A 25,751-nucleotide genomic window follows, 5' to 3' on the forward strand; every position below is an offset into this window, starting at 1 on the left:
GCGGCGGTCTAGTTCGCGTCCGCCTGACCGCCGGGGGCGAACTCCGCCAGCGCCCCCGCCACGATCCGCTCCAGGCGGTCGTGGTGGGCGCCCCGCCAGTACACCCGGTCGCACTCCACGCACTGGGCGAAGACGTCGTACGTCCCCCGCGTACCACCCTCCAGGAGATCCGCGACCTCCTCCTTCGACGCCGCCCGCAGCGAGCCATTGCAGGCCGTGCACCGCGTCCACGGGTGCAGCGCGGGGGCGAACCGGCCCAGGACGTCGCGGAGTTGTTCGTCCGGACCGTCGCTGTAGACGTACGCCCCTGCCCACAGCTCGCGGCGGCGCAGCAGGCCCCGGTCGCGGCTCAGCAGGACGCGGCGCTCGGCGGCCGAGCGCGCCGCAAGCGCCGGATCGCCGATGTCCGTGCTCTCGTACGCCGCGTCGACGCCGAGCAGCCGCAACCGCCGCGCCAGCGTGCCGAGATGGACGTCGAGGAGGAAGCGCAGCGGGGCCCCGGGGACGGGCTGGGGGCGCGGGACGGTGCGGACCGAGACCGTCTCGCCCGCCGCGGGGATGTGCGAGGCGGGGACCTCCGCACCGTCGACCACCAGCGCGCCCACCTCCGTCAGCGGGACGCCGAGCGACTCGACGACGTGCCCGAGCGTGGACGCGCCGTCGGTAACGGCCTTGCTGGGGCCGTTCCTTCGCTCGTGCGGGACGAACATCCCCAGTTCAGGGGCGAAGTCGATAAGGATCTCCGGACCGTTCATGAGGTCAGGATGGCACGGCGGGTCAGTCCGCCTCGGGGGATTTTCCACCGCCCGACGCGGCGTCAGACGCGGCGAAGCCGTACGACAGCATGTCCAGCGTGCGGTCCACCAGTTGACCCAGGTCGTCGCGGTGGTCGTGCTCCGCCCAGTACGCCGTCGCCTCCGTCAGCGCCCCGATCAGGCCCATGGAGAAGACCCGCACCTCAAGATCGTCCGCGTCGCGCCCGGTCCGATCCGCGATCACCCGGCACAGCATGCGGCCGGTGACCGACATGCTCTCCAGCATCCGGGAACGTACCGCGGGGACTTCGATCATCAGGCGGGTGCGAAGCCGCGACACCTCCGGCTCCTCCGCAAAGCCGAGACCGACCGCCTTGCGCAGCACATGCCGCAGCGACTCCGCGATCGGCTCGTCGGCGGGGCGGGCCCGCAGTTCGTCCTCCAGGAGCGGGTCGTACTCGTCGGTGAGGACGATGTCCTCCTTGGTGGGGAAGTAGCGGAAGACCGTGGAGGGGGAGACCTCCGCCGCGTCCGCGATCTGCTCGACCGTCGTCGCCTCGTACCCCTGCTCGCGGATCAGCCGGTACGTCGCCTCACGGATCGCGATGCGGGTCTTGAGCTTCTTCCGCTCGCGAAGCCCCAGCTGGGCGGCGTGTTGCGAAGCGGTGGTGCGTACGGCCGTCATGACGTTCATTGTCGGGCATCCGCGGGCCGCGGGGCCATGTCGGCGGCATCGGCAGGCTCCGGGGTCCGCAGCAGCGCGGCCACCAGGAGCGCCGTCACCAGGGCTGCCACGCCGCTGACCCAGAGGACGATGCCCATTCCGGTCACGTACGCGGAGTCGGCGGATTCGACGAGCCCCGGCAGCCCGAGCCGGTCGGCGATCGCGTGGGCGGCCACCACCGAATCGCCCGCGGTGTCCGCCGCCCCCGCCGGCAGCGACCCGGTGTCGATCCTGTCGACGTACACACCGGACAGCAGCGAACCGAGCAGCGCGATGCCGATCGCGCCGCCGACCTGCCGCACGGTCATCAGGAGCCCGGTGCCCGAGCCCGCGCGCTCGACCGGCAGCGCACCGAGCGCCGAATCCATGGCCGGTACGACGGCGAAGCCGAAGCCGACCCCGGCGACGGACAGCCACAGCGCGGTGAAGCCGTAGCCGGAGTCGACCGTCGTACGGCTGCCGAGCATCGCCGCGAACGCCAGGACGACGAGCCCGCCGCTGATCACCGCCCGCGGCCCGAAGCGGCGTACGACGGGTTCGGCGCCTCGCGCGGCGACCAGCAGGCCGCCCATCAGCGGCAGCATCCGAAGCCCGGTGCCGAACGCGTCGTGGCCGAGCACCGCCTGCAGATACGGCGGGAGGACGAACATCAGGCCGGACAGGACGAACATGACGAGCGTCGCCGCGATGGTGTTGAGGAGGAAGCCGCGGTTGCCGAGCAGGGACATGTCCAGCATCGGCCGGCTCAGGCGCCGCTCCCGCAGGACCAGTGCGGCGAGCAGCAGCGCCGCGCCGCCCAGCATTCCGAGCACCAGCGGGTCGCCCCAGCCGCGGACCGGCGCCTCGATGATCCCGTAGATCAGCGCGCCGAGACCGGCCGCGGTGAGGGCGGTCGACACGACGTCCACCTTGGGGGAGGCCGGGTCGGTGGTCTCGGGGAGCAGGAAGGCGCAGGCGGTGATCCCGATGGCCACCATCGGGATGTTGATCAGGAAGATCGAGCCCCACCAGAAGTGGTCGAGCAGCCAGCCGCCGACGATCGGGCCGAGCGGCGCGCCGAGCGCGGAGGCGGCCGAGACGATGCCGATGGCCTTGGTCCGCTCGCCGGGAGCGAAGAGCGCGGGCAGCACGGCCAGGGCGAGCGGCATGACGAGCGCGCCGCCCACGCCCATGACTGCGCGGGCAACGACGACGAGGGAGACGTCGTCGGCGAGGGTGCCGATGAGGGAGCCCGCCAGGAAGATCCCAAGGCCGGTGATCAGCATGCGGCGGCGGCCGAAGCGGTCGCCGAGCAACCCGGCCGGAAGCATCAGGGCGGCGAAGACGACGACGTACGCATCCGCCATCCACTGCTGCTCGCCGGTGCTCGCGCCGAGCTGACCGGCCATCGTCGGCAGCGCGACATTGAGGATCGTCATGTCGAAGCCGAGCACCAGCATGCTCGCGACCAGGGCGGCAAGCGCCCACCAACGGCGGGGGTCCTGCCGGTCCGCGGCAGGCTTGATAGTGACAGTGGCCATGAAATGAGAGTAACTCCCAAAAGGAGGTCACCGTCAAGACATGCGAATGGCCGCGGCTCGAAAGCCGCGGCCATGAAGGGGGAGGGGGTGAGGGCTATCCGTGCTGGTACGCCACCAGCGAGATGCCGACGTAGTGCACCGCGAACGCGGCCAGCGTCAGCGAGTGGAAGACCTCGTGGAAGCCGAAGAAGCGGGGCGAGGGGTTGGGGCGCTTGATGCCGTAGATGACGCCGCCCGCGCTGTAGAGCAGCCCGCCGACGATCACCAGGACGAGCACGGCGATGCCGCCCGTGCGCATGAAGTCCGGCAGGAAGAAGACCGCGGCCCAGCCCATCGCGATGTAGCACGGCGTGTAGAGCCAGCGCGGGGCGCCGACCCAGAACACCCGGAAGGCGATGCCCGCGACGGCCGCGCCCCAGATGCCCCAGAGCAGCCACTGCCCCTTCGCCTCGGGGAGCAGCAGCATCGTCAGCGGTGTGTACGTGCCCGCGATGATCAGGAAGATGTTGGAGTGGTCGAGCCTGCGCAGGATGCCGTCCGCACGCGGGCCCCAGTTGCCCCGGTGGTAGAGCGCGCTCACTCCGAAGAGCAGGCAGGCGGTCAGGGCGAAGATGCCGCAGGCGATCCGGCCGCGGGTGGAGTCCGCCAGGGCGGTGAGCACCAGGCCGGCGACGACCACTGCGGGGAACATGCCGGCGTGCAGCCAGCCGCGCATCTTCGGCTTCGCCGGGAGCGGCTGGGTGGGCGCGGACGAATCGGGGCTTGTGGCCGGGGAGTTCGTGATCGCGTCGGGGACGGGTGCGGTCATGACGGGCATCGTACCTACGCAACCGTAAGTTACACATCAACCGGGGCGGGCCCGATGTCCACAAGTGGCGATGGTCACGGCGATACCCGAGCGTACAAGGGACGGATCCGCGCGCGGAAGCCCTGTCCTGTGAGTGGCGATGCTCACGCCGCTCAGGTGTGAGGCACTCTGGACATATGCGCGGAAGCGTCGGATGATCAAATGAGTGCGGTCGGCACCGGATGAGCGCCAGAGGGATCAACACGTGAAGCGTCCGGGTCGCAGCCCCCACGGGGCAACAAACCTAAAACCCCTCATATAGGAGCAATCGTGGCGCGCGACATCGCGGCTCCCCTTTCCGTGGACACCGTTCCCACCAACCACCAGGAGCTCGTCTCCTGGGTGAACGAGATCGCCGAGCTGACGCAGCCGGACCGTGTGGTCTGGTGCGACGGCTCCGAGGCCGAGTACGAGCGTCTGTGCGAGGAGCTCGTCGCCAAGGGCACGTTCAAGAAGCTCGACCCGATCAAGCGCCCGAACTCGTACTACGCGGCTTCCGACCCGACCGACGTCGCGCGCGTCGAGGACCGCACCTTCATCTGCTCCGAGAAGGAAGAGGACGCGGGCCCGACCAACCACTGGAAGGACCCCGCCGAGATGCGGGAGATCTTCGCGGGGGAGAAGGGTGTCTTCCGCGGCTCCATGCGCGGCCGCACCATGTACGTCGTGCCCTTCTGCATGGGCCCGGTCGGCTCGCCGCTGTCCGCGATCGGCGTCGAGATCACCGACTCCGCGTACGTCGCCGTCTCCATGCGCACCATGACCCGCATGGGCCAGCCGGTCCTGGACGAGCTCGGCTCCGACGGCTTCTTCGTGAAGGCCGTCCACACGCTCGGCGCCCCGCTGGCCGACGGCGAGGCCGACGTGCCCTGGCCCTGCAACTCCACCAAGTACATCTCGCACTTCCCCGAGGACCGCGAGATCTGGTCGTACGGCTCGGGCTACGGCGGCAACGCCCTGCTCGGCAAGAAGTGCTACGCCCTGCGCATCGCCTCCGTCATGGCGCGCGACGAGGGCTGGCTGGCCGAGCACATGCTGATCCTGAAGCTCACGCCCCCGCAGGGCGAGAGCAAGTACGTCGCGGCCGCCTTCCCCTCCGCCTGCGGCAAGACGAACCTCGCCATGCTGGAGCCGACCGTCCGCGGCTGGACCGTCGAGACCATCGGCGACGACATCGCCTGGATGCGCTTCGGCGAGGACGGCCGTCTGTACGCGATCAACCCCGAGGCCGGCTTCTTCGGCGTCGCGCCCGGCACCGGCGAGCACACCAACGCCAACGCCATGAAGACGCTGTGGGGCAACTCGGTCTTCACGAACGTCGCGCTGACCGATGACGGCGACGTCTGGTGGGAGGGGATGACCGAGGAGACCCCGGCTCACCTCACCGACTGGAAGGGCAACGACTGGACTCCTGAGTCCGGCGTCCCCGCCGCGCACCCGAACGCGCGCTTCACCACCCCCGCCTCGCAGTGCCCGATCATCGCGCCCGAGTGGGAGGACCCCAAGGGCGTGCCGATCTCGGCGATCCTCTTCGGCGGCCGCCGCGCGAGCGCCGTGCCGCTGGTGACCGAGTCCTTCAACTGGCAGCACGGTGTCTTCCTCGGCGCGAACGTGGCGTCCGAGAAGACCGCCGCCGCCGAGGGCAAGGTCGGCGAGCTGCGTCGCGACCCGTTCGCCATGCTGCCGTTCTGCGGCTACAACATGGGCGACTACATGGCCCACTGGGTCAAGGTCGGCGCGGACAAGGACCAGGCGAAGCTGCCCAAGATCTACTACGTGAACTGGTTCCGCAAGAACGCCGACGGCAAGTTCGTGTGGCCCGGCTTCGGTGAGAACTCCCGCGTCCTGAAGTGGATCGTGGACCGCCTCGACGGCAGGGCCGAGGGCGTCGAGACCCCCATCGGCATCCTGCCGACGGTCGACTCGCTGGACACCGAGGGCCTCGAACTCGCCGCCTCCGACCTGGAGTTCCTGCTCACGGTCGACAAGGAGGTCTGGCGCGAGGAGGCCGCACTGGTCCCCGAGCACCTCAACACCTTCGGCGACCACACGCCCAAGGAGCTGTGGGACGAGTACCGCGAGCTGGTGCGCCGCCTCGGCTGATACCCGCCCCATTTCCGGAAGGGCCCCGCACAACGGCGTGCGGGGCCCTTCCGCGTTCGTACCCCTGCCGCATACATGCGCAGACACATTTTGCGTACGCAGCCTTCACATAGACCCCACATGTTTCAATGTCCCCACAAGGCGGCCCGTCGATCGATACGGACCGTCAAAAGAGCCTGTGGGGGGCCAAGTTGAAGAAATCTCAGCGACTGAGACGGATGACCGGCATCGCCCTCGCGGTGGCGCTCGGCTCGGCGGGCCTGGTCGCCGTCGGGACGCCCGCCGCGTACGCCGTCACTCCGTCGGACGAGGCGGCGAAGCTGCCCATCACGTCGTTCGGGGCGATGGTGGTCGACTCCGCGCACGAGCGCGTGTACGTCACCGACGGCCGCAAGGGCAGCGGCGCGAGCCAGGTCCATGTCTACAACTTCCAGGGCCAGAAGGTGGGTTCGCTCGCCACCGACCAGCCCGCGTCCGGCATGACGCTCAGCGCGGACAGCGCGACGCTGCACGTGTCGACGACCAACCGCATGCTGACGTTCGACACCGCGACGCAGACCAGGAGCGGCGCCACCTACGCGCCGTACGACGTCGCCTGCGGCCGGGAGATGGCCGTGGCGGGCGGAAAGGCGTGGTTCACGGAGACGCCGTACAGCGATTCGTACTGCGACGAGTCCGGCAGCAGCTCGACGCTGTACGGGGTCGGCAACGTGAGCAACCCCTCCGCGGTCAACACCGGCTGGAGCGCCGCCGGGCGGCTGCGTCTTGAGGCGGGGCCCGAGGCGCCTGACCGGCTCGTGATGGGGCAGGCGGCGGGGGAGGGGGCCAATCCGTTCCTCACCACGTTCGACGCGAGCGGCGAGACCCTGGTGCGGGGCCCGTCGCGGCGCTTCGCGGACGCCGAAGGCAAGGGCGCGCTGGACCTGAAGGACATCGCGCAGAGCGCCGACGGCAAGCGGATCGCCGTCGCCGACGCCGCGTACGGCACCCGGCTGCTCGACGCCGGCGACCTGACGGACGCCCCGGCCGGCTACCAGCCGCTGCCGGACGGCGCGAAGGCTTCGGCGGTGGCGTTCAGCGGCGACGGCAAATACGTGGCGCGGGGCGCGGTCGCCGCGGGCAGCACGGCCGATCTCCTGATCCAGCCCGCCGACCCGGCGGACGGCACCGCGCCGCTCGAGTTCGCCTTCGAGGGGGCGCTCGACGGCTCGCGGATCGTGCCGCAGGGCCTTGGCTGGTCCAGGGACGGCTCGCGGCTCTTCGCGGTGGCATCGGACGGCGGCGGCAACCACTGGCTGCACGTCATCCAGCCGCCCGCGGCGCAGTACGACTCAGGCTTCACGGGCGCGCTCACCACCACGCCCACGCAGGCCGTCGTGGGCGAACCGCTCGGTATCCGGGGCAAGTTGGAGCTTGACGGGCCCGCACCCGCGGAGCCCGTGAAGGTCACCGCGGTCCGCAAGGACGCCGACGGAACGCAGGAGGTGGCGGCCGCCAAGGTCGCGGCCGACGGCAGCTTCACCGTCCTGGACGTGCCGGACCGGGTGGGTGAGTCGACGTACACGCTGCGGTTCCTCGGCGACGTCACGCACCGCCCGGCCGAGGACGTCACGCTCACGGTGGACGTGGCCAAGGCCCCGACGTCGATCGCGCTGACGGCGCCCGCCGAGGCGACCCGCGCGGGCGGCGTCGAGATCACCGGCAAGCTGACCGGGCAGGGGCGCGCGCTGCCGTCCGGGATCAGCCTGAAGGTGACCCGCACGGACCGCTTCGGCACGACGGGCGAGCTGACGTCGGCGCCGGTCGCCGCGGACGGCACGTTCCGCATCAAGGACCTGCCGAGCAAGCGCGGCAGGACGGTGTACGCGGTGAGCTACGAAGGCGACGCCCTGCACAACGGATCATCGGCCGAGGCCACGGTCCGAGTGATCAGCTAGCCGCTGAGATGGCTCCCGGTCCGAAGGCCTCGGGGCCTTCGGACCGGGGCCGTTTATGGGCCGTGCGGGGGCGCCCCGCAGGGGTGCGGGGAACTGCGCGCCCAGCCACAAGGCACCCGCAGTCGCGCATGCAGCACCAGCGGCTACTCAGTGGGCGCCAACCAGCCGGGCAGCACCCTCATGAGCATCCATACGGTGGGCCGCAAGAATCGCCGCGGCCGTATCGGCACGAGACGCGGCCACGACCAGCGCACGCCCCGCAAGGGCATGCGCGCGCTGATGCAGCGCACCAAGGTGGGGCTCATGGATCGCGCTCACCACAGCGGAGCGGACCGGCGCAAGCCCCCGTAGCCGAGTGACCTCATGGGTCAACTCATCGGCAGCCGCGTCCAGTTCGGCCGACGGAGCAAGCGCACGCAGCTCGTCCGTGACGGCGAGGAGCGCCGCCAGGTGCCCGGCGAGCTGGATGTCCAGCTCCTCCTCGCGGGAGCGGTGCGGGAAATCGCCGGGGTCGGCCATGGCGTGGACCGACTTGGTGCGGATCGGCTCGTACATGGGATGGCCTCCAGGCGGGTAGCTTGAAGACCATCCTAGCTTAGATTCTGTCTAAAGTTGAGTCGGGTCGTCTTCTGCTGGCTACGGTTGGCTGTAGCCGTCCAGGAAGTTGCCGATCCGGTTCATCGCCTCGGTCAGATCCGTGGCCGTCGGCAGCGTCACGATGCGGAAATGATCAGGCTCCGGCCAGTTGAAGCCGGTGCCGTGGACGACCATGATCTTCTCCTCCCGGAGCAGGTCGAGGACCATCTGGCGGTCGTCCTTGATCTTGAAGACCTTCGGGTCGAGCCGCGGGAAGAGATAGAGCGACCCCTTCGGCTTCACACAGCTCACGCCCGGGATCTGCGTCAGCAGGTCGTACGCGGCGTCCCGCTGCTCCAGGAGCCGGCCGCCCGGCAGGACGAGATCGTCGATCGTCTGCCGCCCGCTCAGCGCCGCGACCACGCCGTGCTGGCCCGGCATGTTCGCGCACAGGCGCATATTGGCGAGGATCGTCAGACCCTCGATGTACGAGGAGGCGTGCGCCTTCGGGCCCGAGATCGCCATCCAGCCCACGCGGTAGCCGGCCACGCGGTACGCCTTCGACATGCCGTTGAAGGTGAGCGTGAGCAGGTCGGGGGCGATGGCGGCGGTCGGGGTGTGCGTCGCGCCGTCGTAGAGGATCTTGTCGTAGATCTCGTCCGAGCAGACCAGGAGATTGTGGCGGCGCGCGATGTCGGTGAGGCCGCGCAGCATGTCCTCGCTGTATACGGCGCCCGTCGGATTGTTCGGGTTGATGATCACGATCGCCTTGGTGCGGTCGGTCACCTTGCGCTCGATGTCGGCGAGGTCCGGCATCCAGTCCGCCTGCTCGTCGCAGCGGTAGTGCACGGCCGTGCCGCCGGACAGGGAGACCGCCGCCGTCCACAGCGGATAGTCCGGCGACGGTACGAGGACCTCGTCGCCGTCGTCGAGCAGGCTCTGCATGGCCATGACGATCAGCTCGGAGACGCCGTTGCCGATGAAGACGTGCTCGACGTCGGTCTCGATGCCCAGGGTCTGGTTGTGCATGACGACCGCGCGGCGGGCCGCCAGGAGCCCCTTCGCGTCGCCGTAGCCGTGCGCCGAGCCCACATTGCGGAGGACGTCCTCCAGGATCTCGGGCGGGCACTCGAAACCGAAGGCGGCGGGGTTGCCGGTGTTGAGCTTGAGGATGCGGTGGCCTGCCGCCTCCAGCCGCATCGCCTCCTCGAGCACCGGGCCCCGGATCTCGTAACAGACGTTGGAGAGCTTCGTCGACTGGATGACCTGCATGTCCGCGAGCTTACGGCCGCGTGACGGGACCCGCTCCGTGTTTTAGGACACGTCGGGCGTCGGGGGGCTCCGCAGGGCCCGGGACCTCCGGCGTGGCGGCCGGGACGGGGTCACGGGCGGACCTTTGGTGTACGGCTCACGCGGTGTGCTCGTACCTCTACCCTTGTCCCTTCCAGACTCCTTTCCAGGCAAGGGAGTTGACGACCGGTTACGGAACGGGGCGAGCGGTGACGGCGGGGGAATCGAACGGCGGAGAGCTGGTCGGGAAGGTGCTCGGAGGGCGGTACCGGGTCACCTCCACGATCGGACGCGGCGGCATGGGCGTGGTCGCCCGAGCGGTGGACCAGCTGCTCAACCGGGAGGTCGCGGTCAAGATCCTGCGGGCCTTCACCGACGCGTCCGCGGGCGATCTGGCCGATCTGCGGGTCCGGATGCAGCGGGAGGCGCAGGCCGCCGCCCGGATCCGGCACAGCGGGGTGGTCACGGTGCACGACGTGACCGAGCAGGACGGCCTTCCGGTCATCGTCATGGAGCTGGTCGACGGGCAGTCCCTCGACGACGTGCTCGCCGAGCGCGGCGCCATTGAGCCGCACGAGGCCGCCGCGATCGGCGCCAAGCTGATGGACGCGCTCGACGCCGCGCACCAGGCCGGCGTACTGCACCGGGACGTCAAGCCCGGCAACGTCCTGCTCGAACGGGGCGGCCGCGTCGTCCTCACCGACTTCGGCATAGCCAGCATGGAGGCAGGCGACTTCGACAGCGGCGCCCTGGACAAGCTGACCCGCAGCGGCCAGCTCGTCGGCTCGCTCGACTTCCTGCCGCCCGAGCGCGCGCAGGGCAGGGAGCCGGGCCCCGCGTCGGACATCTGGTCGCTCGGCATGACGCTGTACGCGGCGGTCGAGGGGACATCACCCTTCCGTCGTACGTCGGTGTGGTCCACCCTCGCCGCGATCGTGACCGAGCCGCTGCCGGAGCCGCAGCGGGCGGGGGTGCTGACGCCGGTGCTGCGGGCGCTGATGGCGAAGGACCCGGAGAGCAGGCCCGCCGCGGCTCAGGCGCGGGAGATGCTGGAGCGGGTGGCGGCGGGGAGCACGGTGAGCTTCGGGCCGCCGGCGTCCGCTGCCGGCGGTGCGCCCGGCGCGGTTCAGCCGCCGCCCCCGGGAGCCGGTTTCGGTGCGCCCGCCGCACCGTTCCCGCAGCAGCCCCAGGCCGGCCATCCGGCACCGGGCGGGCCGCAGGTCGGCCATCTGGCACCGGGCGGGCCGCAGGCCGGCCATCTGGCACCGGGCGCGCTGCAGGCCGGGCACCCGGCCCCCGGCGGGCCTCAGGTCGGCCATCCGGCACCCGGCGGGCTCCAGGTCGGCCATCCGGCACCAGGCGGACCCCAGGCCGGCCATTCGGCGCCCGGCGGCCTGGCGAGCACTCTTCCGCAGCCCGGCGGGCGCGCCGCGGGGCGGGCGCAGCGCCGGAACCGGAGCAGGGCGGTCATCGCGGCGGTGGCGGCCGCCGTCGTACTCGCCGGAGGCGGCATCACGTACGTCCTGGTCGGCAAGGACGAGGGCGGGAAGACGGACGAGGCGCAGTCGGCGCCGAGCCGCCCCGGTGCGACCGAGGGCAGCGACGCGCCGAGCCGCGGCAGCATGGGCGGCGGAAAGCGGAAGCCGAGCCCTTCGTCGTCGGCGGACCCGCAGGGCAAGCCGTCCCGCACGCCGTCGGAGCGGCCGAGCGAGACCGGGAAGGGCGGCGAGGACGGCAAGGGCGGCGGCGAGGCGGGCTCGTCGGCGGGACCCACCGGCGACGCCGACGGCGGCGATGACACGGAGCCGCGGCCGCCCGCGTCCCCCACCGCCGAGCCCAGCTCGGTGTCGAAGAGTTGCAGCGGCTGGAGCCACCGGAACCCGAATCCGGGAACGTACGCCTACCTGGCCGGCGATTACCACCTCGTGACCGGCCCCTATCAGACCTGCTCCTCCGTCACCCCGATCCAGAGCGACACGCGGCTCAACTTCCACTGCTCGGTCGTCAACGCCCATGGCCACGACTGGACTTACGTCCAGGTGGCGGGCACGAGCACATCGGGCTGGATGTCGAACGACAACTTCATCGGACAGGTGGGCCCTTCGACCCGCTGCTGAAAAGTGTTCTGTCAGCGGTGAGTTGTGTCCGTTTGTGGTCTTGTCCTCGAGGCCGGGGACCCCAACAATGCGCATGACAAAGCCGAAGCAACTTCGGTCACATGGTCATCAGTCATCAGAGGGGACCCCCCACATGAACAAGCCTCTCGTCGGTGCGTGCTTCGCCGTGCTCTTCCTCGGAGCAACGGCGGCGCCCGCGGCGGCTGTCAGCAGCGAACGCCCCGCCAAGCCCAAGGCGGTCGACTTCGCAGGGACGGTGGCGCTGAGCAACTGTTCCGGCTCCGTCGTGCGCGTACCCGACTCGAAGCCGGAAGACCCGGCGCTCATCCTGTCCAACGGCCACTGCCTGGAGAGCGGCTTCCCGGCGCCCGGTGAGGTCGTCGTCGACCAGCCGTCGTCGCGCAGCTTCACCCTCCTCGACGCGAGCGGCGGCGACGCCGGGACCGTCAAGGCGAGCAAGGTCGCGTACGGGACGATGACCGACACGGACGTCTCGCTCTACGAACTGACCAGCACCTACAGCGACATCGAGAGCAAGTACGGGATCAAGGCGCTCGAGCTGAACGCGGCGCGTCCGGAGCAGGGGCGGAAGATCACCGTCGCGTCCGGCTACTGGAAGAAGCTGTACAAGTGCAGCATCGACGGCTTCGCCTACCAGCTGAAGGAGGGGAAGTGGACCTGGAAGGACTCGGTCCGCTACACCCCCGAGTGCCAGACGATCGGCGGGACCTCGGGCTCGCCGGTGATCGACGACGAGACCGGCAAGGTCGTCGCCGTCAACAACACCGGCAACGAGGACGGCCAGGAGTGCACGGACAACAACCCGTGCGAGGTCGACGAGAACGGCAAGGTCACGGTCCGCAAGGGCATCAACTACGCCCAGCAGACCTACACCATCGTGCCGTGCGTGGCCCCCGGCAACAAGATCGACCTGAGCCGCGAGGGCTGCGAACTGCCCAAGTAGTGACGTGAGTCGAGCCAGGCCGCGGGGCGGTACGGATGAGCGGGTGATCCGTACCGCCCCGCGGGCGTAACGCAAGGGCTCGCACCTCTTGTCCGTGCGCGCGGCCCCCCGAAGAATGACGCTGCCCATGACACCAGAGCACGGCATGGGTGTACGTCACGTTCACGTCTGCGTTCACGTCTACGTACAGGGGGGCTCCACAGATGAAGAAGGCTCTCGCGGGCGGACTGCTCGCCCTCACCCTCGTGGGATTCGGCACCGCACCGGCGGTCGCGGCCCCGGACGGGGCATCCGCGGAGGGGGCGTCGTCGGCCGGTCAACTCGCCGCGAAGGGCGTCGACTTCGCCGGAACGGTGGCACTGAGCAACTGCTCAGGATCGGTGGTCCGCATGCCGCAGTCCAAGGCGGACGACCCGGCGCTCGTCCTGTCCAACGGCCACTGTCTGGAGACCGGCTTCCCGGCGGCCGGCGAGGTGATCGTCGACCAGCCGTCCACCCGCACCTTCAAGCTCCTCGACGCGAAGGGCGCCGAGAAGGCGACGCTCAAGGCGAGCAAGATCTCGTACGCGACGATGACGGACACCGACATCTCGCTGTACCAACTCACCGCCACCTACGGCGAGATCACGAAGAAGTACGGCATCAAGGCGCTGGAGATCGAGGACGACCACCCGGTCAAGGGCCGGGCGATCACCGTCGTCTCCGGCTACTGGAAGCAGACGTACACCTGCAAGATCGACGGCTTCGTCTACCGCCTCAAGGAGGGCGAGTGGACCTGGAAGGACTCGGTCCGCTACACCCCCGAGTGCCAGACCATCGGCGGCACTTCGGGCTCACCCGTGATCGACCACAAGACTGGCAAGGTCACGGCGGTCAACAACACGGGCAACGAGAACGGCGAACGCTGCACCCTCGACAACCCCTGTGAGGTCGACCGCAACGGCAAGGTCACGGTCCGCGAGGGCATCAACTACGCCCAGCAGACGTACGGCATCGTGCCGTGCGTGACCCACGACAGCAAGATCGACCTGAACCGGCCGGGCTGCAAGCTGCCGCGGCCGGCTGCCGGTCGCTGACGCCGGTCAGGGCGTGCGGCGCACGGACCGTCCAGCGAGGACGTCCGTGCGCCGCCCGTCCCGCATCACGAACCTGCCGTCGATCAGGACGTGCGGGATGCCGGTCGGGAGCGTGCGGGGAGCCTCGAAGGTGGACCCCGCCGCGACCGTCTCCGGGTCGAAGAGGACCAGGTCGGCGCGGTAGCCCTCGCGGACGACGCCGCGGTCGGCGAGGCGGAGGCGTGCGGCCGGGCGCGAGGTGAGGTGGGCGACCGTCTCCTCCAGGGACATCACGCCCAACTCCCGTGCGTAGCGCCCGAGATACTGCGGGAAGGTGCCGTACGCGCGCGGGTGCGGCTTGAAGCCCTGCAGAATGCCGTCGCTGCCGCCGGTGTGCACCCGGTGGCGCATGATCGCCTGGACGTTCTCCTCGTGGCCCACGTGCTGGAGGATCGTCGAGCCCAGCTTGTCGTTGATGAGCAGACGGCGGGCGGTGACCCAGGGCTCCTCGCCGCGCTGGGCGGCGGACTGGGCGATGGTCTTGCCCACGCAGGAGGCGAGCCCGGGGTCGCTGACTCCCGAGATCTCGATGGTGTCCCACTCGATGGGTACGCCGTGACAGCCGTCGGCGCCGATGACCTCCATGTGGTGGCGGATCTTCTCGGCGGTCTCGTCGTCCTGGAGGCGGGCGAGGATGGAGTCGGGCCCGCCTTCGCTGGCCCAACTGGGCAGCATGGCCACGAGAGTTGTGCAGCCGGGGGTGTAGGGGTAGGTGTCGAGCGTGATGTCGGCGCCGGCGGCGAGTGCGTCGTCGAGCAGCGCGAGCAGGTCCGGTGCCTTGCCCTTGTTCACGCCGAAGTTCATGGTCGCGTGGGCCAGGTGGAGGGGGCAGTGCGCGGTGCGCGTGAGGTTCACCATCTCCTCGTACGCCTGGAGGGCGCCGGCGCCGTAGCTGCGGTGGTGCGGGCAGTAGTAGCCGTTGAACTGGGCCACCACCTTGCAGAGTTCGGTGAGCTCGGAGTCGTCCGCGTACATGCCGGGGGTGTAGGTCAGGCCCGACGACATGCCGACGGCCCCTTCCTGCATCCCTTCCGCCACGAGCTGCTTCATGCGGTCGAGCTCGGCGGGGGTGGCGGGGCGGTCGTCCCAGCCGAGGGCGTACATGCGGACGGTGCCCTGCGGGATGAGGTAGGCGGCGTTCACCGCGATGCCGTGGCCGCCGTGGGAGCGGTCCAGGCGGTCCAGGTACTCGCCGACCGTGCGCCAGTCGAAGTCGATGTCGCTGCCGTCGCCGTTCCAGCCGGTGATGGCCTGGCGGACCTGGGCGAGGGTGCGGTCGTCGACCGGGGCGTAACTCAGCCCGTCCTGGCCGATGACTTCGAGGGTGACGCCCTGGGCGGCCTTCGCGGTGTGCTCGGGGTCGCGGAGGAGGGCGAGGTCGCTGTGGGCGTGCATGTCGATGAAGCCGGGCGCTAGCGCTAGGCCTTGGGCGTCCAGTGTCTCGGCCCCCGAGGGGCGGGGGCCGGTCTCCCCCTCCCGGTGGATCGTGGTGATCCTGCCCTCGTGTACGCCGACGTCGGCTCGGTAGGAGGCACCTCCGGTGCCGTCGATGACGCGGGCGTCCTGGATGACCAGGTCCATGGGGGTGCCTCTCTCTCGCGTGGGCGCGGGTTGTGTGTGGTGCACCCGGCCTCCGGCCGGGTTGTCGTTCCCACCCGCACCACCCGTGCGGGTCGTTCTGCGGGTGCGGGTGGCCCTCGTGGGGGTTCCGCATCGTCGGCGGCTCCCCGCCGCCGTGGCGTCGCCTCCGCCGTCGGGGGTTCCGTATCGTCGGCGGCTCCGCGCCGTCGTGGCGTCGCCTCCGCCGTCGGGGGTTCCGTATCGTCGGCGGCTCCCCGCCGTTGCGGCGTCGCTTCCGCCGTCGTGGCGTCGCTTCCGCCGCCGTGCCCGCGCCTCCGCCGCCGTGCCCGCGCCTCCGGCGTCGTGCCCGCGCCTCCGGCGCGGGATTCCCCCACCCACCCGCCCATGACCCTGCGGGGTAATCGGGTGGGTGGGTGGGAGAGCCCTGCGGGGAGTTGGGGACTGCAGGGTGATCGGGTGGGTGGGTGGGAGACATCCGCCGCGGAGCGGCGGTTTAGGGGTGCCCCCCCCAGACCCTCAGGTCAAGGGGTGCCCCCAGACCCCCAGGTCAGAAATAGGTGCGGATGTAGTCCGTGACCGTTCCGTCCGCCTCGACCAGAGGGATCAGCTGCCACTTGTCGAACGAAGTGCACGGGTGCGACAGGCCCATGCCGATCCAGTCGCCCACCGAGAGTTCCCCCTCCGGAGTCGTCCGGATCCACGCGTGCTGATCGGAGAGGCCCGTGATCGTGACCCCGGTCGCGGGGCGGTCCGCGCCGTCCCGGCGGACGACCTGCGCCTCGGGCAGGTCCAGGTCGTACGCCGCGTCCCGCTTGCCCGCGTTGGCGAACGCCTGCTCCGGCGTGGGCCGGGAGACCACCTGCGCCCACAGCCGGAAGGCGGGCTCCAGCGCACCCTCCTGCGGGACGCGGTTGAACGGCGTCAGGTGGCGGTAGTGACCGTCGTCGTGCGAGACGTACGCACCCGAGCGCAGCAGCTTGAGGACCGGCACCGACAGTTCGGGGATCTCGGCGAACACGTCCGCCACCGCGTCGAACCACGCGCTGCCGCCCGCGCTGACGACGACCTCGTCGAGATCGGCGAACCGGTTCGCCTTGTCGAGCTCGACCGCGAGGGACGTGAGCCTGCGCAGCCACGCGTGCACGCGCTCCGGCGTGGCGTCCGGCACCTCGCCCTCGTACCCGGCGACACCCACAAGCCGCAGCGTGTCCGCGCTCGCGACGGCGTTGGCGATGTCGAAGCACTCGGCCTCGGTCCGCACACCGGTCCGCGCCCCGTCGCCCGCGGCGAGCTCCACCACGACGTCGACGGGACGCGTCGCGCCCGCCTCGCGCAGCGCGGCGTCCATCAAAGCGACACCGGGTACGGAATCGACGTAACAGATGAAGCGGAAGGAGGGGTCGGAGTCCAGTTCCGCCGCGAGCCAGCGCAGTGCCGCCGCGTCCACCAGCTCATTGGCGAGGAAGATCCGCTCGATGCCGAAGGCGCGCGCGACCCGCACCTGGTGCGGGACGGCGAGCGTGATGCCCCACGCGCCGCGCTCCAGCTGCCGGGCGAAGAGCTGCGGCGCCATGGACGTCTTGCCGTGCGGGGCGAAGGCGAGGCCGTGCCGCTCCGAGTACGTCTCCATCAGCGCGAGGTTGTGCTCGAGGCGCTCGGCGGAGAGCGCGAGGACGGGCGTGGTGAAGCCGCCCGTGAAGAGGTTGCGGCGCTGGGCCGCGAGCTCGCCGACCGTCAGGCCGTCCGCGTCCGGCGGCAGCGCCTTGAAGCGGTGATCGACCCGCTCTTCCACGAGCCGAGCCAGCTCCTGAGCCAGACGGGAAGCCCTTCCGACGGCAGTGTCGGCGTTGTCGGCGGCCATGTGCGCCTCCTCGAAAAGATGTGTTGCACGGTATGCAACGGTCATTGCGTATGTCGATTACTGCTGTCTAACATCCGAGCCAACGCCGGGTCAACGGATCCGGAAAGCCGATCAGGAGCAGCAAGGAGTGGGGACGAAAGTGACCGCACACGGAGAACTGGGCTACGCGGACGGCACCGGTGCCGTCGATGTGGTGGCGCTCGGCGAGTCCATGGTCACCTTCCTGCCCACCCGCGCCGGCCGCCTCGCCGACGTCCCCTCCTTCGATCGCGGAATCGGCGGCGCCGAGTCCAACGTCGTGTGCGCGCTCGCAGCCGCGGGCCACCGCACCCGCTGGGTCAGCCGGGTCGGCGCCGACGGCTTCGGCGACCATCTCGTCGAGGCGATCGCCCGCTATGGCGTCGACACGTCCGCCGTCGGGCGCGACCCGCACCGCCCCACCGGCATCTACTTCCGCACCGCCGACGACCGCGAGACCGACGCCCACGAGGTCCTCTACTACCGCGCGGGATCCGCCGCCTCCGCGATGTCCACGGCCAACATGGACCAGGCCGCACTGCGCTCCGGATCCCTCCTGCACCTGTCCGGCATCACCGCCGCGCTCTCCGCGGACTGCCTGGACCTGCTGCGCGCGCTCACCATTCCCCAAGCTCTCGGCTCCGCTCGAGCAGGGGAGACCCCATCCGCCACGGGGGCGGACGGCATCTCCTTCGACGTCAACTACCGGCCGGGCCTGTGGGCCGGCGGCCAGGGCGCGGACCCCCGCGTCCTGCTCGACCTCGCGCGCGCGGCCGACCTCGTCTTCGTCGGCGAGGACGAGGCCGCCGACGCCTGGGGCATCACCGGCGGCCCCGACGCGATCCGCGCCGCCCTGCCCGAGCCGCAGCTCCTCGTCGTCAAGCGGGGAGCCGACGGCGCCGTCGCGTTCGGCGGCAACGGCACCCGGTACGAGGAGCCGGCGCCGCGTGTCGATGTCGTCGCGGCCGTCGGGGCCGGGGACGCCTTCGCCGCCGGGTTCCTCTCCGCCACGTTGCGGGGGCTCCCCATCGGGCAGCGGCTGCGCCACGGCCACCTCATGGCCGCCGCCGCCCTCACCGTCCCCGGCGACCTCGCCGCACCACCGTCCCGTGACCACGCCGACCGTCTCGCCGCCCTCGACGCCACCGCCTGGGGGAGACTGCACCTCGGCCCCGGCTGGACGGCAGCCGACGACGAGGCCGCGCAGGAGGTACTTACGCCATGAGCCAGACCGTCGACCGCGCCCTGTCCATCCTGCCGCTGCTCGCCGAAGGCCCCGCCGACCTCGGCCAGGTCGCCGAACGCCTCGACGTGCACAAGTCCACCGCGCTGCGGCTGCTCCGCACGCTCCACGAGCACGGCCTGGTCTACCGCCAGTCCGACCAGCGCTACCGCCTGGGCGCCCGCCTCTTCGCGCTCGCCCAGGAGGCCGTCGAGAACCTCGACGTACGCGAGATCGCCCACCCCCACCTCCTCGCGCTCAACGAGAAGTGCGGCCACACGGTCCATCTCGCGGTCTACGAGGAGCAGGAAGTCCTCTACATCGACAAGGTCGAGAGCCGCTACCCGGTGCGGATGTACTCGCGCATCGGAAAGCCGGTGGCCATCACGGTCGCCGCCGTGGCCAAGCTCCTGATCGCCGACTTCCCCGAAGCCGAGCGCCGCGCCATCGCGGAGAAGCTCGACTACCCCACGTACACGTCCCGTTCGACGCCCAACGCCGCCGCGTTCCTCAAGGAGCTCAGCGCCGTACGCGAACAGGGCTGGGCCACCGACCTCGGTGGCCACGAGGAGTCCATCAACTGCATCGGGGCCCCCATCCGCGGTGCGGACGGCCGGGTCGTCGCCGCCATGTCGGTCTCTGCGCCGAACGTCGTCGTCACCGCCGAGGAACTCCTCACGCTGCTCCCGCTGGTGCGCCGTACGGCGGACGCCATCAGCCGGGAGTACTCCGGAAAGTCACCCCTCAAGGAAGCCTGATCCACACCATGACCGAGAAGATCGCACTCACCCCGGCCACCCACACCACTCCGCCCGCGAAGTTCTCCCACGGCGTGAAGAAGGGCAACATCCTTCAGGTCGCCGGTCAGGTCGGCTTCCTTCCGGCCGAGGAGGGCAAGGCCCCCACCCCCGCGGGCCCGACCCTGCGCGAGCAGACCCTCCAGACGTTCGCCAACGTCAAGGCGATCCTCGAGGAGGGCGGCGCGACCTGGGACGACGTGATGATGATGCGCGTCTACCTCACGGACGTGGACCACTTCGCCGAGATGAACGAGATCTACAACTCCTACTTCGAGGAGCAGGGCCTCAAGGCCCCCGCCTCGGCCCGCACCACCGTCTACGTGGGCCTGCCCAAGGGCCTGCTCATCGAGATCGACGCGCTCGCCGTCCTCAGCTGACGCCGCGTCACCAACCCCCCACCGGTAAGCCGTTCGTCATCACGGCGCGGCGCCCGACAAGTCCACGGGCGCCGTGCCGCGATCCCCCCTGCCCCGAAAGCCCCATGCACTTACGAGGTCAACGATGTCCCCGTCCCCCTTCACCGCGCTCGCGGCCGCCGCCCCGGCCGACCCACCACCCCACACCGGCGGAATCCTCACCCTGATCGACGGCACGGCCGGCCTGCTGACCGTCGCCGCGCTCGGCATCGTCCTTCTGCTCTTCCTGATCATCAAGATCAGGCTGCAGCCCTTCGTGGCGCTGCTCGCGGTCTCCATAGTCGTCGGCCTCTCGGCCGGCCTCTCCGTCACCGAACTCTTCGGCACCGTCCAGAAGTCCGACGCCGTCTCGGTCATCGAGTCGGGCATGGGCGGCATCCTCGGCCATGTGGCGATCATCATCGGCCTCGGCACGATGCTCGGCGCGATCCTCGAAGTGTCGGGCGGCGCCGAGGTGTTGGCCTCCCGGCTGCTCGGCATGTTCGGCGAGAAGCGAGCGCCCCTGGCCATGGGCCTGACGGGCCTGATCTTCGGCGTCCCGGTCTTCTTCGACGTGGGCATCTTCGTCCTGGCCCCCATCGTCTACGCGGCGGCCAAGCGCAGCGGCAAGTCGATCCTGCTCTACTGCCTCCCCCTCCTCGCGGGTCTGTCGATGACCCACGCCTTCCTGCCCCCGCACCCGGGCCCGGTGGCGGCGGCCGGTCTGCTCCACGTGGACCTCGGCTGGGTCATCCTGATGGGCATCGTCTGCGGCATCCCGGCCGTACTCGCCGCCTGGGTCTTCTCCGCCTGGGTCGGCAAGCGCATCTTCGTGCCCGTCCCGCAGGACATGGTCGAGGCCGCCGACGAGGCGAAGGCCGCGGTCATTGCCGAGCAGCGCGCCGCGGGCGTCGAGCCGCGCGAGAAGCCGGTGCCGCTGAGCACGGTCTTCGCGATCATCGGTACGCCGCTGCTCCTGATCCTCCTGGCGACGTTCTCCTCGATCGCGTTCGACCCGTCGACCTTCCGCTCGGTGATCGAGTTCTTCGGCAGCCCGTTCGTGGCCCTGACGATCGCCCTGCTGATGGCGTACTACCTGCTGGGCATCCGGCGCGGCTGGTCCCGCAAGTCCCTTGAAACGGTGTCGACTTCATCGCTCAAGCCGGTCGGCAACATCCTCCTGGTGGTCGGCGCCGGCGGCATCTTCGGCGCGGTCCTCAAGGCGAGCGGCGTGGCCGCGGCCCTCTCGGACACCTTCCAGGACGTCGGCCTGCCGATCATCGTCCTCGCCTACCTGCTCTCCCTGGTCCTGCGCGTGGCCCAGGGCTCGGCGACGGTCGCGATCGTCACGACGGCCGGCATCGTGGCCCCCCTCCTCGCCGAGGGCGACCACTCCCAGGCCTTCGTCGCCCTGGTCATCATGGCGATCTCGGCGGGTTCGATCTTCGCCTCGCATGTGAATGACGGCGGCTTCTGGATGGTGGCGAAGTACTTCGGCATCAGCGAGCGGGACACGCTGAAGACGTGGACGGTCCTGGAGTCGGTGCTTTCGGTGGCGGGCTTCGTGGTGGCTGCCGTGGTGAGTCTGTTCGTGTAGTGGTTCTCCGATGACGGGGGCGCCCGGTGACTTGCCGGGTGCCCTCTTCGTCTTCCGCGTCAGGCCTTGCACTTCGTGTGGCTCGGGCCGCGCGGTGGGGGGCGGGAGTGTCAGGCAGGGATGCCTCGCCCGGCCGCGGATGCCGTGGTGTCCGCGGCCGGGCCACAACCACCTTCTCCGAGGCCGGGCTCCTCTGCGCGGCGCAGGCGCCGCGCAGTGCGTTGGCGCCGGTAGTCGCGCATGGCGTCCTCGCGCCAGGCGGCGAAGGTGGAATCGCACAGCTTGTCGCGGAACCGGCCGATTCCCATCCACCGCAGCACGGCCCCGGACCGGTCCAAGGGAAAGTAGGTCTCCCCGGGCCCGGTGCTGCCCGCGTCCGGCTCACCGGACGGCTCGGGCGTCCATCCCAGGGCGGTGACCGTGTCCATGGAACGCAGGCTCCCGAAGACGCCCGGCATCTGACGGGACTGCCGTCCCAGGTCCAGGTATTCCACCTGCACCGGCCCGGTGTCGTCGCTCGCGTCCATGGACGTGGTCAGGTCCCCGCCCGTCTGCCCGGCGCGCCCCAGCACGACCTTCTCCTGCATCAGCACCTTGCCGGTGCCGTGCAGCCGGATGTGCGTGCCACGGTGGGTGGCGATCTCGTCCGAGACCACGAGCGGCATGCCTGCCCAGGTCAGGACAGCTCCGTCGCCCACGTCGGCGTCGATCGTCCAGGACGACGGAGCAGGGCCTTCGTAGGCGATCGTGCCGGTCGTCTCCACGACGTCGAGCCAGGCACCGGGAGCGACGACCACCTCGATGCGGACGTCGTCACCGGACAGCAGCAGCGCCCGGGTGGCGATCAGGCCCACCCGGGCTCCGTCGGCGTCCTGGTCCATGGTCCGTACTGTCAGGTGCCCGGTCGCCTGGTGGACGCGGCTGCGGCTCTCCCCGGGCGTGACGCTCAGGCGGGTCGGGCCGGTCACGTGCCCTGGCCGGCTGCCGCCGGAGCTTGGTCGTGTGAGTGGGCGGTGCCGTCGGCGTGGGTGTGCGTGTGACCGCCCTCGCCGCCCTCGCCGTCCTGGCCGGCGTGGAAGTGCGGGGCCATGGGGCCGGGGTCGACGGGGGTGTGGTCGCCGGTGCCGTAGTGGGCGAGGGTTTCGCGGACCCAGCCGGTCAGCATCCGGATGGACGCCTCGTCGTGCCGGGACAGCGCGACCACCGGGGCGCCTTCGCGGGCCTCGCGGCCCTCGCGCGCCATGCGCTCGACGTCCACGCCCACGTACTCGCCCAGGTCGGTCTTGTTGATCACGAGCAGGTCGGCGCGGGCGATGCCGGGACCGCCCTTGCGTACGACGTCACCGCCGCCGGCGACGTCCAGGACGAACAGCTGGGCGTCCACCAGGGCCGGGGAGAATGTCGCGGTGAGGTTGTCGCCGCCGGACTCGATGATGACCAGGTCAAGAGGGCCGAAGTCGGCCTCCATGTCCTCGGCCGCCAGCAGGTTGGCGGTCACGTCGTCACGGATCGCGGTGTGCGGGCACGCGCCCGTCTCCACCGGGCGGATCCGCTCGGGGTCCAGCACCCCGGCGCTCTTGAGGAAGCGCGCGTCCTCGTCGGTGTAGATGTCGTTTGTGATGACACCCAGGCGCAGCTCGCCGGAGAGGGCCTGGCACAGCGTCGCGATCAGCGAGCTCTTGCCGGTGCCGACGGGACCGGCTACGCCCAGGCGCATGGCGCGGGTGGGGGCGGTGGAGTTCTCAGGCACTGAAGAGTCTTTCTGTGGTGGTGTCGTGGGTCTCGGCCCAGCGCTCGATGAGAGGGGCGCCGTGGGCAGGGATCTGTTCGGGGGTATGCAGGTGGGCGACCTGACCGGCCATCTCGTCGATGTCCGGCAGCAGGTCGTTCACCCACGCGGTGATGAGCAGCGGGTCTTGCGGCTCGAGTTTGAGCAGGGCTGCCGTCACGGTCTGGGCGTCGTCGTACCCGATCAGGCGGGCCAGGTCGGCGGGGTCCATCCCGGCGCGGTGGGCGAGCAGGCCCAGCACGACCGGGCGCGACCAAGTGCGCGCGCGAGCGTCGACGGGGCCGGGCCAGAGCGTCTGCAGGATGCGCAGATACCCGCGCCCCAGGCGCCGCCCGTTGGCCCTCAGCGCCTGGCTCGGGGTCCGGGCGGCCCAGGCGGCCTCGACCTCGGCGAGGTCGCCGCCGCCCGCTGCCACCGCACGTGCGACGACGGCGGATCCCGCCTCCACACGGGTGACCGTGCGGAGGCGGGAGCGCAGGTAGGCGGGAACGTCGACAGATGTCATACCGGCCCGCAAGGCCGGCTCCAGACCGGCGGACTGCGTGTGTCCACCGGACGGGAGCCGGGCGTCGCCCAACAGGGCGAGCAGGAGCGAAGAGGTGCTCACAGGTCGCCTCAGAACAGCAGATAGCGCTGGGTGAGCGGCAGGCTCTGCGGAGGGTTCGGCTGGTCGAGATACCAGAAGCCCTTACGGTCCGGGTGCTCTGTGAGGCTGTGCCCTTGCGCCGGATCGACCCCCGGGATCTCCACCGCGATCTTGAACTGGGTCGGGTGGATGTCGATCTGGAAGCACTTGTCGTTGAAGACCATGTGCTCCTTCTTCTTGCCCTTGACCGGCTTGGCGCCCTTCAGTTCACGCCGCAGGCCGAGGGTGCCCTTCAGGGAGTCCTTGAACACGCCCTTGCCCCTCACCGTGCTGTACGGGTCAATGCCCTTGGGCGGGTTGAGGACCTTGTCCGAGACGAACGAGTAGGACACCTGGGAGGCGATCGCGTCGGCCATCGCCGGGCGCAGAAAGGTGGGCTGCGGGGTGGACACCGAACCGTTCGGGTCTCCCAGCTTGCCGAGCACCATGGCGCCGCCCTTGATGACCACCTCGGGCCGTACGGCGAAGAACCGCGGGTCCCACAGCACCAGGTCGGCCAGCTTCGTCACCTTCACCGAACCGACGTACTCGTCGATGCCGTGGGCGATGGCGGGGTTGATCGTGTACTTGGCCACGTAGCGCAGAGCACGGGCGTTGTCGCCCTCCCCCTGCTCGGCCCGGTAGAAGAAGTTCGCGTCCTTGAAGGTCTTGTGGCTCCACTCCTTCATGACGTGCGCGACCTGCCAGGTGCGGGTCACGACCTCGCCGACGCGGCCCATGGCCTGGGCGTCGGAGGAGGTGATGGACATCGCGCCCATGTCGTGCAGTACGTCCTCGGCGAACATGGTCGTGGAGCGGACGCGGGAGTCGGCGAACGCTTGATCGTTCGGGTTGCTGAGGTCCAGGTGGTGGGCGGAGGCCAGCATGTCGATGTGCTCGGCCACGGTGTTCACCGTGTACGGCAGCGTCGGGTTCGTCGAGGCGGGCAGGACGTGTTCTTCGGCAGCCACCTTCAGAATGTCGGGGGCATGCCCGCCACCGGCACCCTCGGCGTGGAAGACATGGATGCCGCGTCCGCCGATGGCATCGATGGTGGTATCGACGAAGCCGGCCTCGTTGAGGGAGTCGGCGTGCAGGGCGACCTGCAGGCCCCAGTCCTCCCCGGCCTTCAGGGCGGCGTCCAGAGCTGCCGGGGTGGCCCCCCAGTCCTCGTGGATCTTGTAACCGCCGGCACCCGCCAGCGCCTGCTCGTCCAGGCCGTCCTTGCTGACGGTGTTGCCCTTGCCCAGCAGCATGACGTTGACCGGCAGGTCGTCGAAGCTACGGTGCAGGTTCACCAGGTGCTGCGGGCCGGGCGTCACGGTGGTCGCCTTCGATCCCTCAGAGGGGCCCACGCCACCGCCGACCAGGGTGGTGGTCCCTGTGGCCAGGGCCTCCATGACAGCCGAGGGGGAGATGTAGTGCACATGGGTGTCGACGGCGCCGGCGGTGAGGATCTTGCCCTCGCCAGAGATCACGTCCGTGGAAGGACCGATCTCCAGCCCGGGGGTGACCCCAGTCATGACATCGCTGTTGCCGGCCTTGCCGATCGCGACGATCTCGCGGCCCTTGATGCCGACGTCGGCACGCACGACGGCGTTCTTGCTGGCGTTCTCACCCGGTACGAGGCTTGCCAGCTCCTGGGCGGGGGCGATGTCCAGGATGATGACGTTGGTGATCACGGTGTCGGGGGCGCCCTCCGCACTGGTGGTGGTGCCCTGCAGCATCGACTCGCGGATGGTCTTGCCGCCGCCGAAGATCGCCTCGTCGCCGCCGAAGGTCAGGTCGTGGGTGACCTCGATCCAGAGGTTGGTGTCGCCCAGGCGGACCTGGTCGCCTACGGTCGGGCCGTAGGACTTCGCATAGTCCTTGCGGGAGATGATCGTCATTGCTGTCCTCCAGCTGGGTGTACAAG

General features: G+C 70.4%; 20 protein-coding genes and 1 pseudogene. 9 read left to right on the forward strand and 12 right to left on the reverse strand.

The window, feature by feature from the left end; all coding sequences use genetic code 11:
• Window positions 1-8: 8 nt before the first annotated feature.
• The 4 genes from OG453_RS23185 to OG453_RS23200 form a co-directional block, all read right to left on the reverse strand.
• Window positions 9-755: a Mut7-C RNAse domain-containing protein gene (locus tag OG453_RS23185; protein ID WP_266870359.1), complete on the reverse strand. Its 747-nt coding sequence runs from the start codon at window positions 753-755 to the stop codon at window positions 9-11.
• A gap of 22 nt (window positions 756-777) precedes the next feature.
• Window positions 778-1,449, reverse strand: a complete 672-nt coding sequence (locus OG453_RS23190) for a TetR/AcrR family transcriptional regulator (RefSeq protein WP_266870360.1) — start codon at window positions 1,447-1,449, stop codon at window positions 778-780.
• Window positions 1,446-2,999, reverse strand: a complete 1,554-nt coding sequence (locus OG453_RS23195; protein ID WP_266870361.1) for an MFS transporter — start codon at window positions 2,997-2,999, stop codon at window positions 1,446-1,448. Before OG453_RS23195 ends, OG453_RS23190 begins: the two co-directional genes overlap by 4 nt.
• 94 nt (window positions 3,000-3,093) lie before the next feature.
• A complete protein-coding gene (locus OG453_RS23200; RefSeq protein WP_266870362.1) occupies window positions 3,094-3,807 on the reverse strand; it encodes a hemolysin III family protein in 714 nt (237 codons plus the stop codon).
• Between the two features lie 309 nt (window positions 3,808-4,116).
• Between OG453_RS23200 and OG453_RS23205 the strand changes: the two genes are divergently transcribed.
• Both OG453_RS23205 and OG453_RS23210 read left to right on the forward strand, forming a co-directional pair.
• Entirely contained in the window at window positions 4,117-5,949 is a 1,833-nt protein-coding gene (locus OG453_RS23205) for a phosphoenolpyruvate carboxykinase (GTP) (protein ID WP_266870363.1), read from the forward strand.
• Between the two features lie 218 nt (window positions 5,950-6,167).
• Window positions 6,168-7,886, forward strand: coding sequence for an Ig-like domain repeat protein (locus tag OG453_RS23210; RefSeq protein WP_266870364.1), 1,719 nt, complete (start codon window positions 6,168-6,170; stop codon window positions 7,884-7,886).
• Between the two features lie 147 nt (window positions 7,887-8,033).
• Here the strand turns inward: OG453_RS23210 and OG453_RS23215 are convergent, their stop codons facing one another.
• Both OG453_RS23215 and OG453_RS23220 read right to left on the reverse strand, forming a co-directional pair.
• Complete coding sequence (locus OG453_RS23215) at window positions 8,034-8,441, reverse strand: hypothetical protein (RefSeq protein WP_266870365.1); 408 nt, start codon at window positions 8,439-8,441, stop codon at window positions 8,034-8,036.
• Between the two features lie 81 nt (window positions 8,442-8,522).
• Window positions 8,523-9,734, reverse strand: coding sequence for a pyridoxal phosphate-dependent aminotransferase (locus OG453_RS23220; RefSeq protein ID WP_266870366.1), 1,212 nt, complete (start codon window positions 9,732-9,734; stop codon window positions 8,523-8,525).
• 227 nt (window positions 9,735-9,961) lie between these two features.
• Between OG453_RS23220 and OG453_RS23225 the strand changes: the two genes are divergently transcribed.
• From OG453_RS23225 to OG453_RS23235, 3 genes are all read left to right on the forward strand, one after another.
• Window positions 9,962-11,869, forward strand: coding sequence for a serine/threonine protein kinase (locus OG453_RS23225; protein WP_266870368.1), 1,908 nt, complete (start codon window positions 9,962-9,964; stop codon window positions 11,867-11,869).
• A 133-nt stretch (window positions 11,870-12,002) separates the two neighbouring features.
• Complete coding sequence (locus OG453_RS23230) at window positions 12,003-12,833, forward strand: serine protease (protein ID WP_266870369.1); 831 nt, start codon at window positions 12,003-12,005, stop codon at window positions 12,831-12,833.
• Window positions 12,834-13,036: 203 nt separating this feature from the next.
• On the forward strand, window positions 13,037-13,909 hold the full coding sequence (locus tag OG453_RS23235; RefSeq protein ID WP_266870370.1) for a trypsin-like peptidase domain-containing protein: 873 nt from the start codon (window positions 13,037-13,039) through the stop codon (window positions 13,907-13,909).
• Between the two features lie 6 nt (window positions 13,910-13,915).
• Here OG453_RS23235 and OG453_RS23240 read toward each other — a convergent pair whose 3' ends face one another.
• Together OG453_RS23240 and OG453_RS23245 are read right to left on the reverse strand one after the other, a co-directional pair.
• On the reverse strand, window positions 13,916-15,529 hold the full coding sequence (locus OG453_RS23240) for an amidohydrolase family protein (protein ID WP_266870371.1): 1,614 nt from the start codon (window positions 15,527-15,529) through the stop codon (window positions 13,916-13,918).
• Window positions 15,530-16,076: 547 nt separating this feature from the next.
• Window positions 16,077-17,390: an amino acid deaminase gene (locus OG453_RS23245; protein ID WP_266870372.1), complete on the reverse strand. Its 1,314-nt coding sequence runs from the start codon at window positions 17,388-17,390 to the stop codon at window positions 16,077-16,079.
• Window positions 17,391-17,529: 139 nt separating this feature from the next.
• On the opposite strand from OG453_RS23245, the gene OG453_RS23250 reads away from it, so the two are divergent.
• The 4 genes from OG453_RS23250 (at window position 17,530) to OG453_RS23265 (ending at window position 21,422) form a co-directional block, all read left to right on the forward strand.
• Window positions 17,530-18,633: a sugar kinase gene (locus OG453_RS23250; protein WP_266870374.1), complete on the forward strand. Its 1,104-nt coding sequence runs from the start codon at window positions 17,530-17,532 to the stop codon at window positions 18,631-18,633.
• On the forward strand, window positions 18,630-19,388 hold the full coding sequence (locus OG453_RS23255) for an IclR family transcriptional regulator (RefSeq protein ID WP_266870375.1): 759 nt from the start codon (window positions 18,630-18,632) through the stop codon (window positions 19,386-19,388). Before OG453_RS23250 ends, OG453_RS23255 begins: the two co-directional genes overlap by 4 nt.
• Window positions 19,389-19,396: 8 nt before the next feature.
• On the forward strand, window positions 19,397-19,807 hold the full coding sequence (locus OG453_RS23260; protein ID WP_055554813.1) for a RidA family protein: 411 nt from the start codon (window positions 19,397-19,399) through the stop codon (window positions 19,805-19,807).
• 124 nt (window positions 19,808-19,931) lie between these two features.
• A complete protein-coding gene (locus OG453_RS23265; protein WP_266870376.1) occupies window positions 19,932-21,422 on the forward strand; it encodes a GntP family permease in 1,491 nt (496 codons plus the stop codon).
• Between the two features lie 110 nt (window positions 21,423-21,532).
• On the opposite strand, the gene OG453_RS23270 is transcribed toward OG453_RS23265, so the two are convergent.
• The 4 genes and pseudogenes from OG453_RS23270 to ureC all read right to left on the reverse strand — a co-directional run bounded on the left by OG453_RS23270 (window position 21,533) and on the right by ureC (window position 25,725).
• Window positions 21,533-22,303, reverse strand: a complete 771-nt coding sequence (locus OG453_RS23270; RefSeq protein ID WP_266870377.1) for an urease accessory protein UreD — start codon at window positions 22,301-22,303, stop codon at window positions 21,533-21,535.
• Between the two features lie 245 nt (window positions 22,304-22,548).
• A pseudogene (ureG, locus tag OG453_RS23275) lies at window positions 22,549-23,139 on the reverse strand (urease accessory protein UreG); the annotation flags it as partial.
• Window positions 23,140-23,164: 25 nt separating this feature from the next.
• The gene (locus tag OG453_RS23280; protein ID WP_266870378.1) at window positions 23,165-23,818 is read right to left on the reverse strand and encodes an urease accessory protein UreF; all 654 of its coding nucleotides are present in this window, start codon (window positions 23,816-23,818) and stop codon (window positions 23,165-23,167) included.
• Window positions 23,819-23,826: 8 nt separating this feature from the next.
• Window positions 23,827-25,725 (reverse strand): urease subunit alpha, encoded by a 1,899-nt coding sequence (gene ureC, locus OG453_RS23285; RefSeq protein WP_266870380.1) that lies wholly within the window; start codon window positions 25,723-25,725, stop codon window positions 23,827-23,829.
• Window positions 25,726-25,751 lie beyond the last annotated feature (26 nt).

Origin of the sequence: Streptomyces sp. NBC_01381, assembly GCF_026340305.1 — a bacterium.
GTDB lineage: Bacteria > Actinomycetota > Actinomycetes > Streptomycetales > Streptomycetaceae > Streptomyces.

Coding starts and splice junctions, on each gene's coding strand:
- OG453_RS23260 (WP_055554813.1), top strand. CDS start 19,397: ATGACCGAGAAGATCGCACTCACCCCGGCCACCCACACCACTCCGCCC.
- OG453_RS23255 (WP_266870375.1), top strand. CDS start 18,630: ATGAGCCAGACCGTCGACCGCGCCCTGTCCATCCTGCCGCTGCTCGCC.
- OG453_RS23215 (WP_266870365.1), bottom strand. CDS start 8,441: ATGTACGAGCCGATCCGCACCAAGTCGGTCCACGCCATGGCCGACCCC.
- OG453_RS23185 (WP_266870359.1), bottom strand. CDS start 755: ATGAACGGTCCGGAGATCCTTATCGACTTCGCCCCTGAACTGGGGATG.
- OG453_RS23190 (WP_266870360.1), bottom strand. CDS start 1,449: ATGAACGTCATGACGGCCGTACGCACCACCGCTTCGCAACACGCCGCC.
- OG453_RS23195 (WP_266870361.1), bottom strand. CDS start 2,999: ATGGCCACTGTCACTATCAAGCCTGCCGCGGACCGGCAGGACCCCCGC.
- OG453_RS23210 (WP_266870364.1), top strand. CDS start 6,168: ATGACCGGCATCGCCCTCGCGGTGGCGCTCGGCTCGGCGGGCCTGGTC.
- OG453_RS23245 (WP_266870372.1), bottom strand. CDS start 17,390: ATGGCCGCCGACAACGCCGACACTGCCGTCGGAAGGGCTTCCCGTCTG.
- OG453_RS23270 (WP_266870377.1), bottom strand. CDS start 22,303: ATGGACCAGGACGCCGACGGAGCCCGGGTGGGCCTGATCGCCACCCGG.
- OG453_RS23240 (WP_266870371.1), bottom strand. CDS start 15,529: ATGGACCTGGTCATCCAGGACGCCCGCGTCATCGACGGCACCGGAGGT.
- OG453_RS23200 (WP_266870362.1), bottom strand. CDS start 3,807: ATGACCGCACCCGTCCCCGACGCGATCACGAACTCCCCGGCCACAAGC.
- OG453_RS23235 (WP_266870370.1), top strand. CDS start 13,037: ATGAAGAAGGCTCTCGCGGGCGGACTGCTCGCCCTCACCCTCGTGGGA.
- ureC (WP_266870380.1), bottom strand. CDS start 25,725: ATGACGATCATCTCCCGCAAGGACTATGCGAAGTCCTACGGCCCGACC.
- OG453_RS23220 (WP_266870366.1), bottom strand. CDS start 9,734: ATGCAGGTCATCCAGTCGACGAAGCTCTCCAACGTCTGTTACGAGATC.
- OG453_RS23230 (WP_266870369.1), top strand. CDS start 12,003: ATGAACAAGCCTCTCGTCGGTGCGTGCTTCGCCGTGCTCTTCCTCGGA.
- OG453_RS23265 (WP_266870376.1), top strand. CDS start 19,932: ATGTCCCCGTCCCCCTTCACCGCGCTCGCGGCCGCCGCCCCGGCCGAC.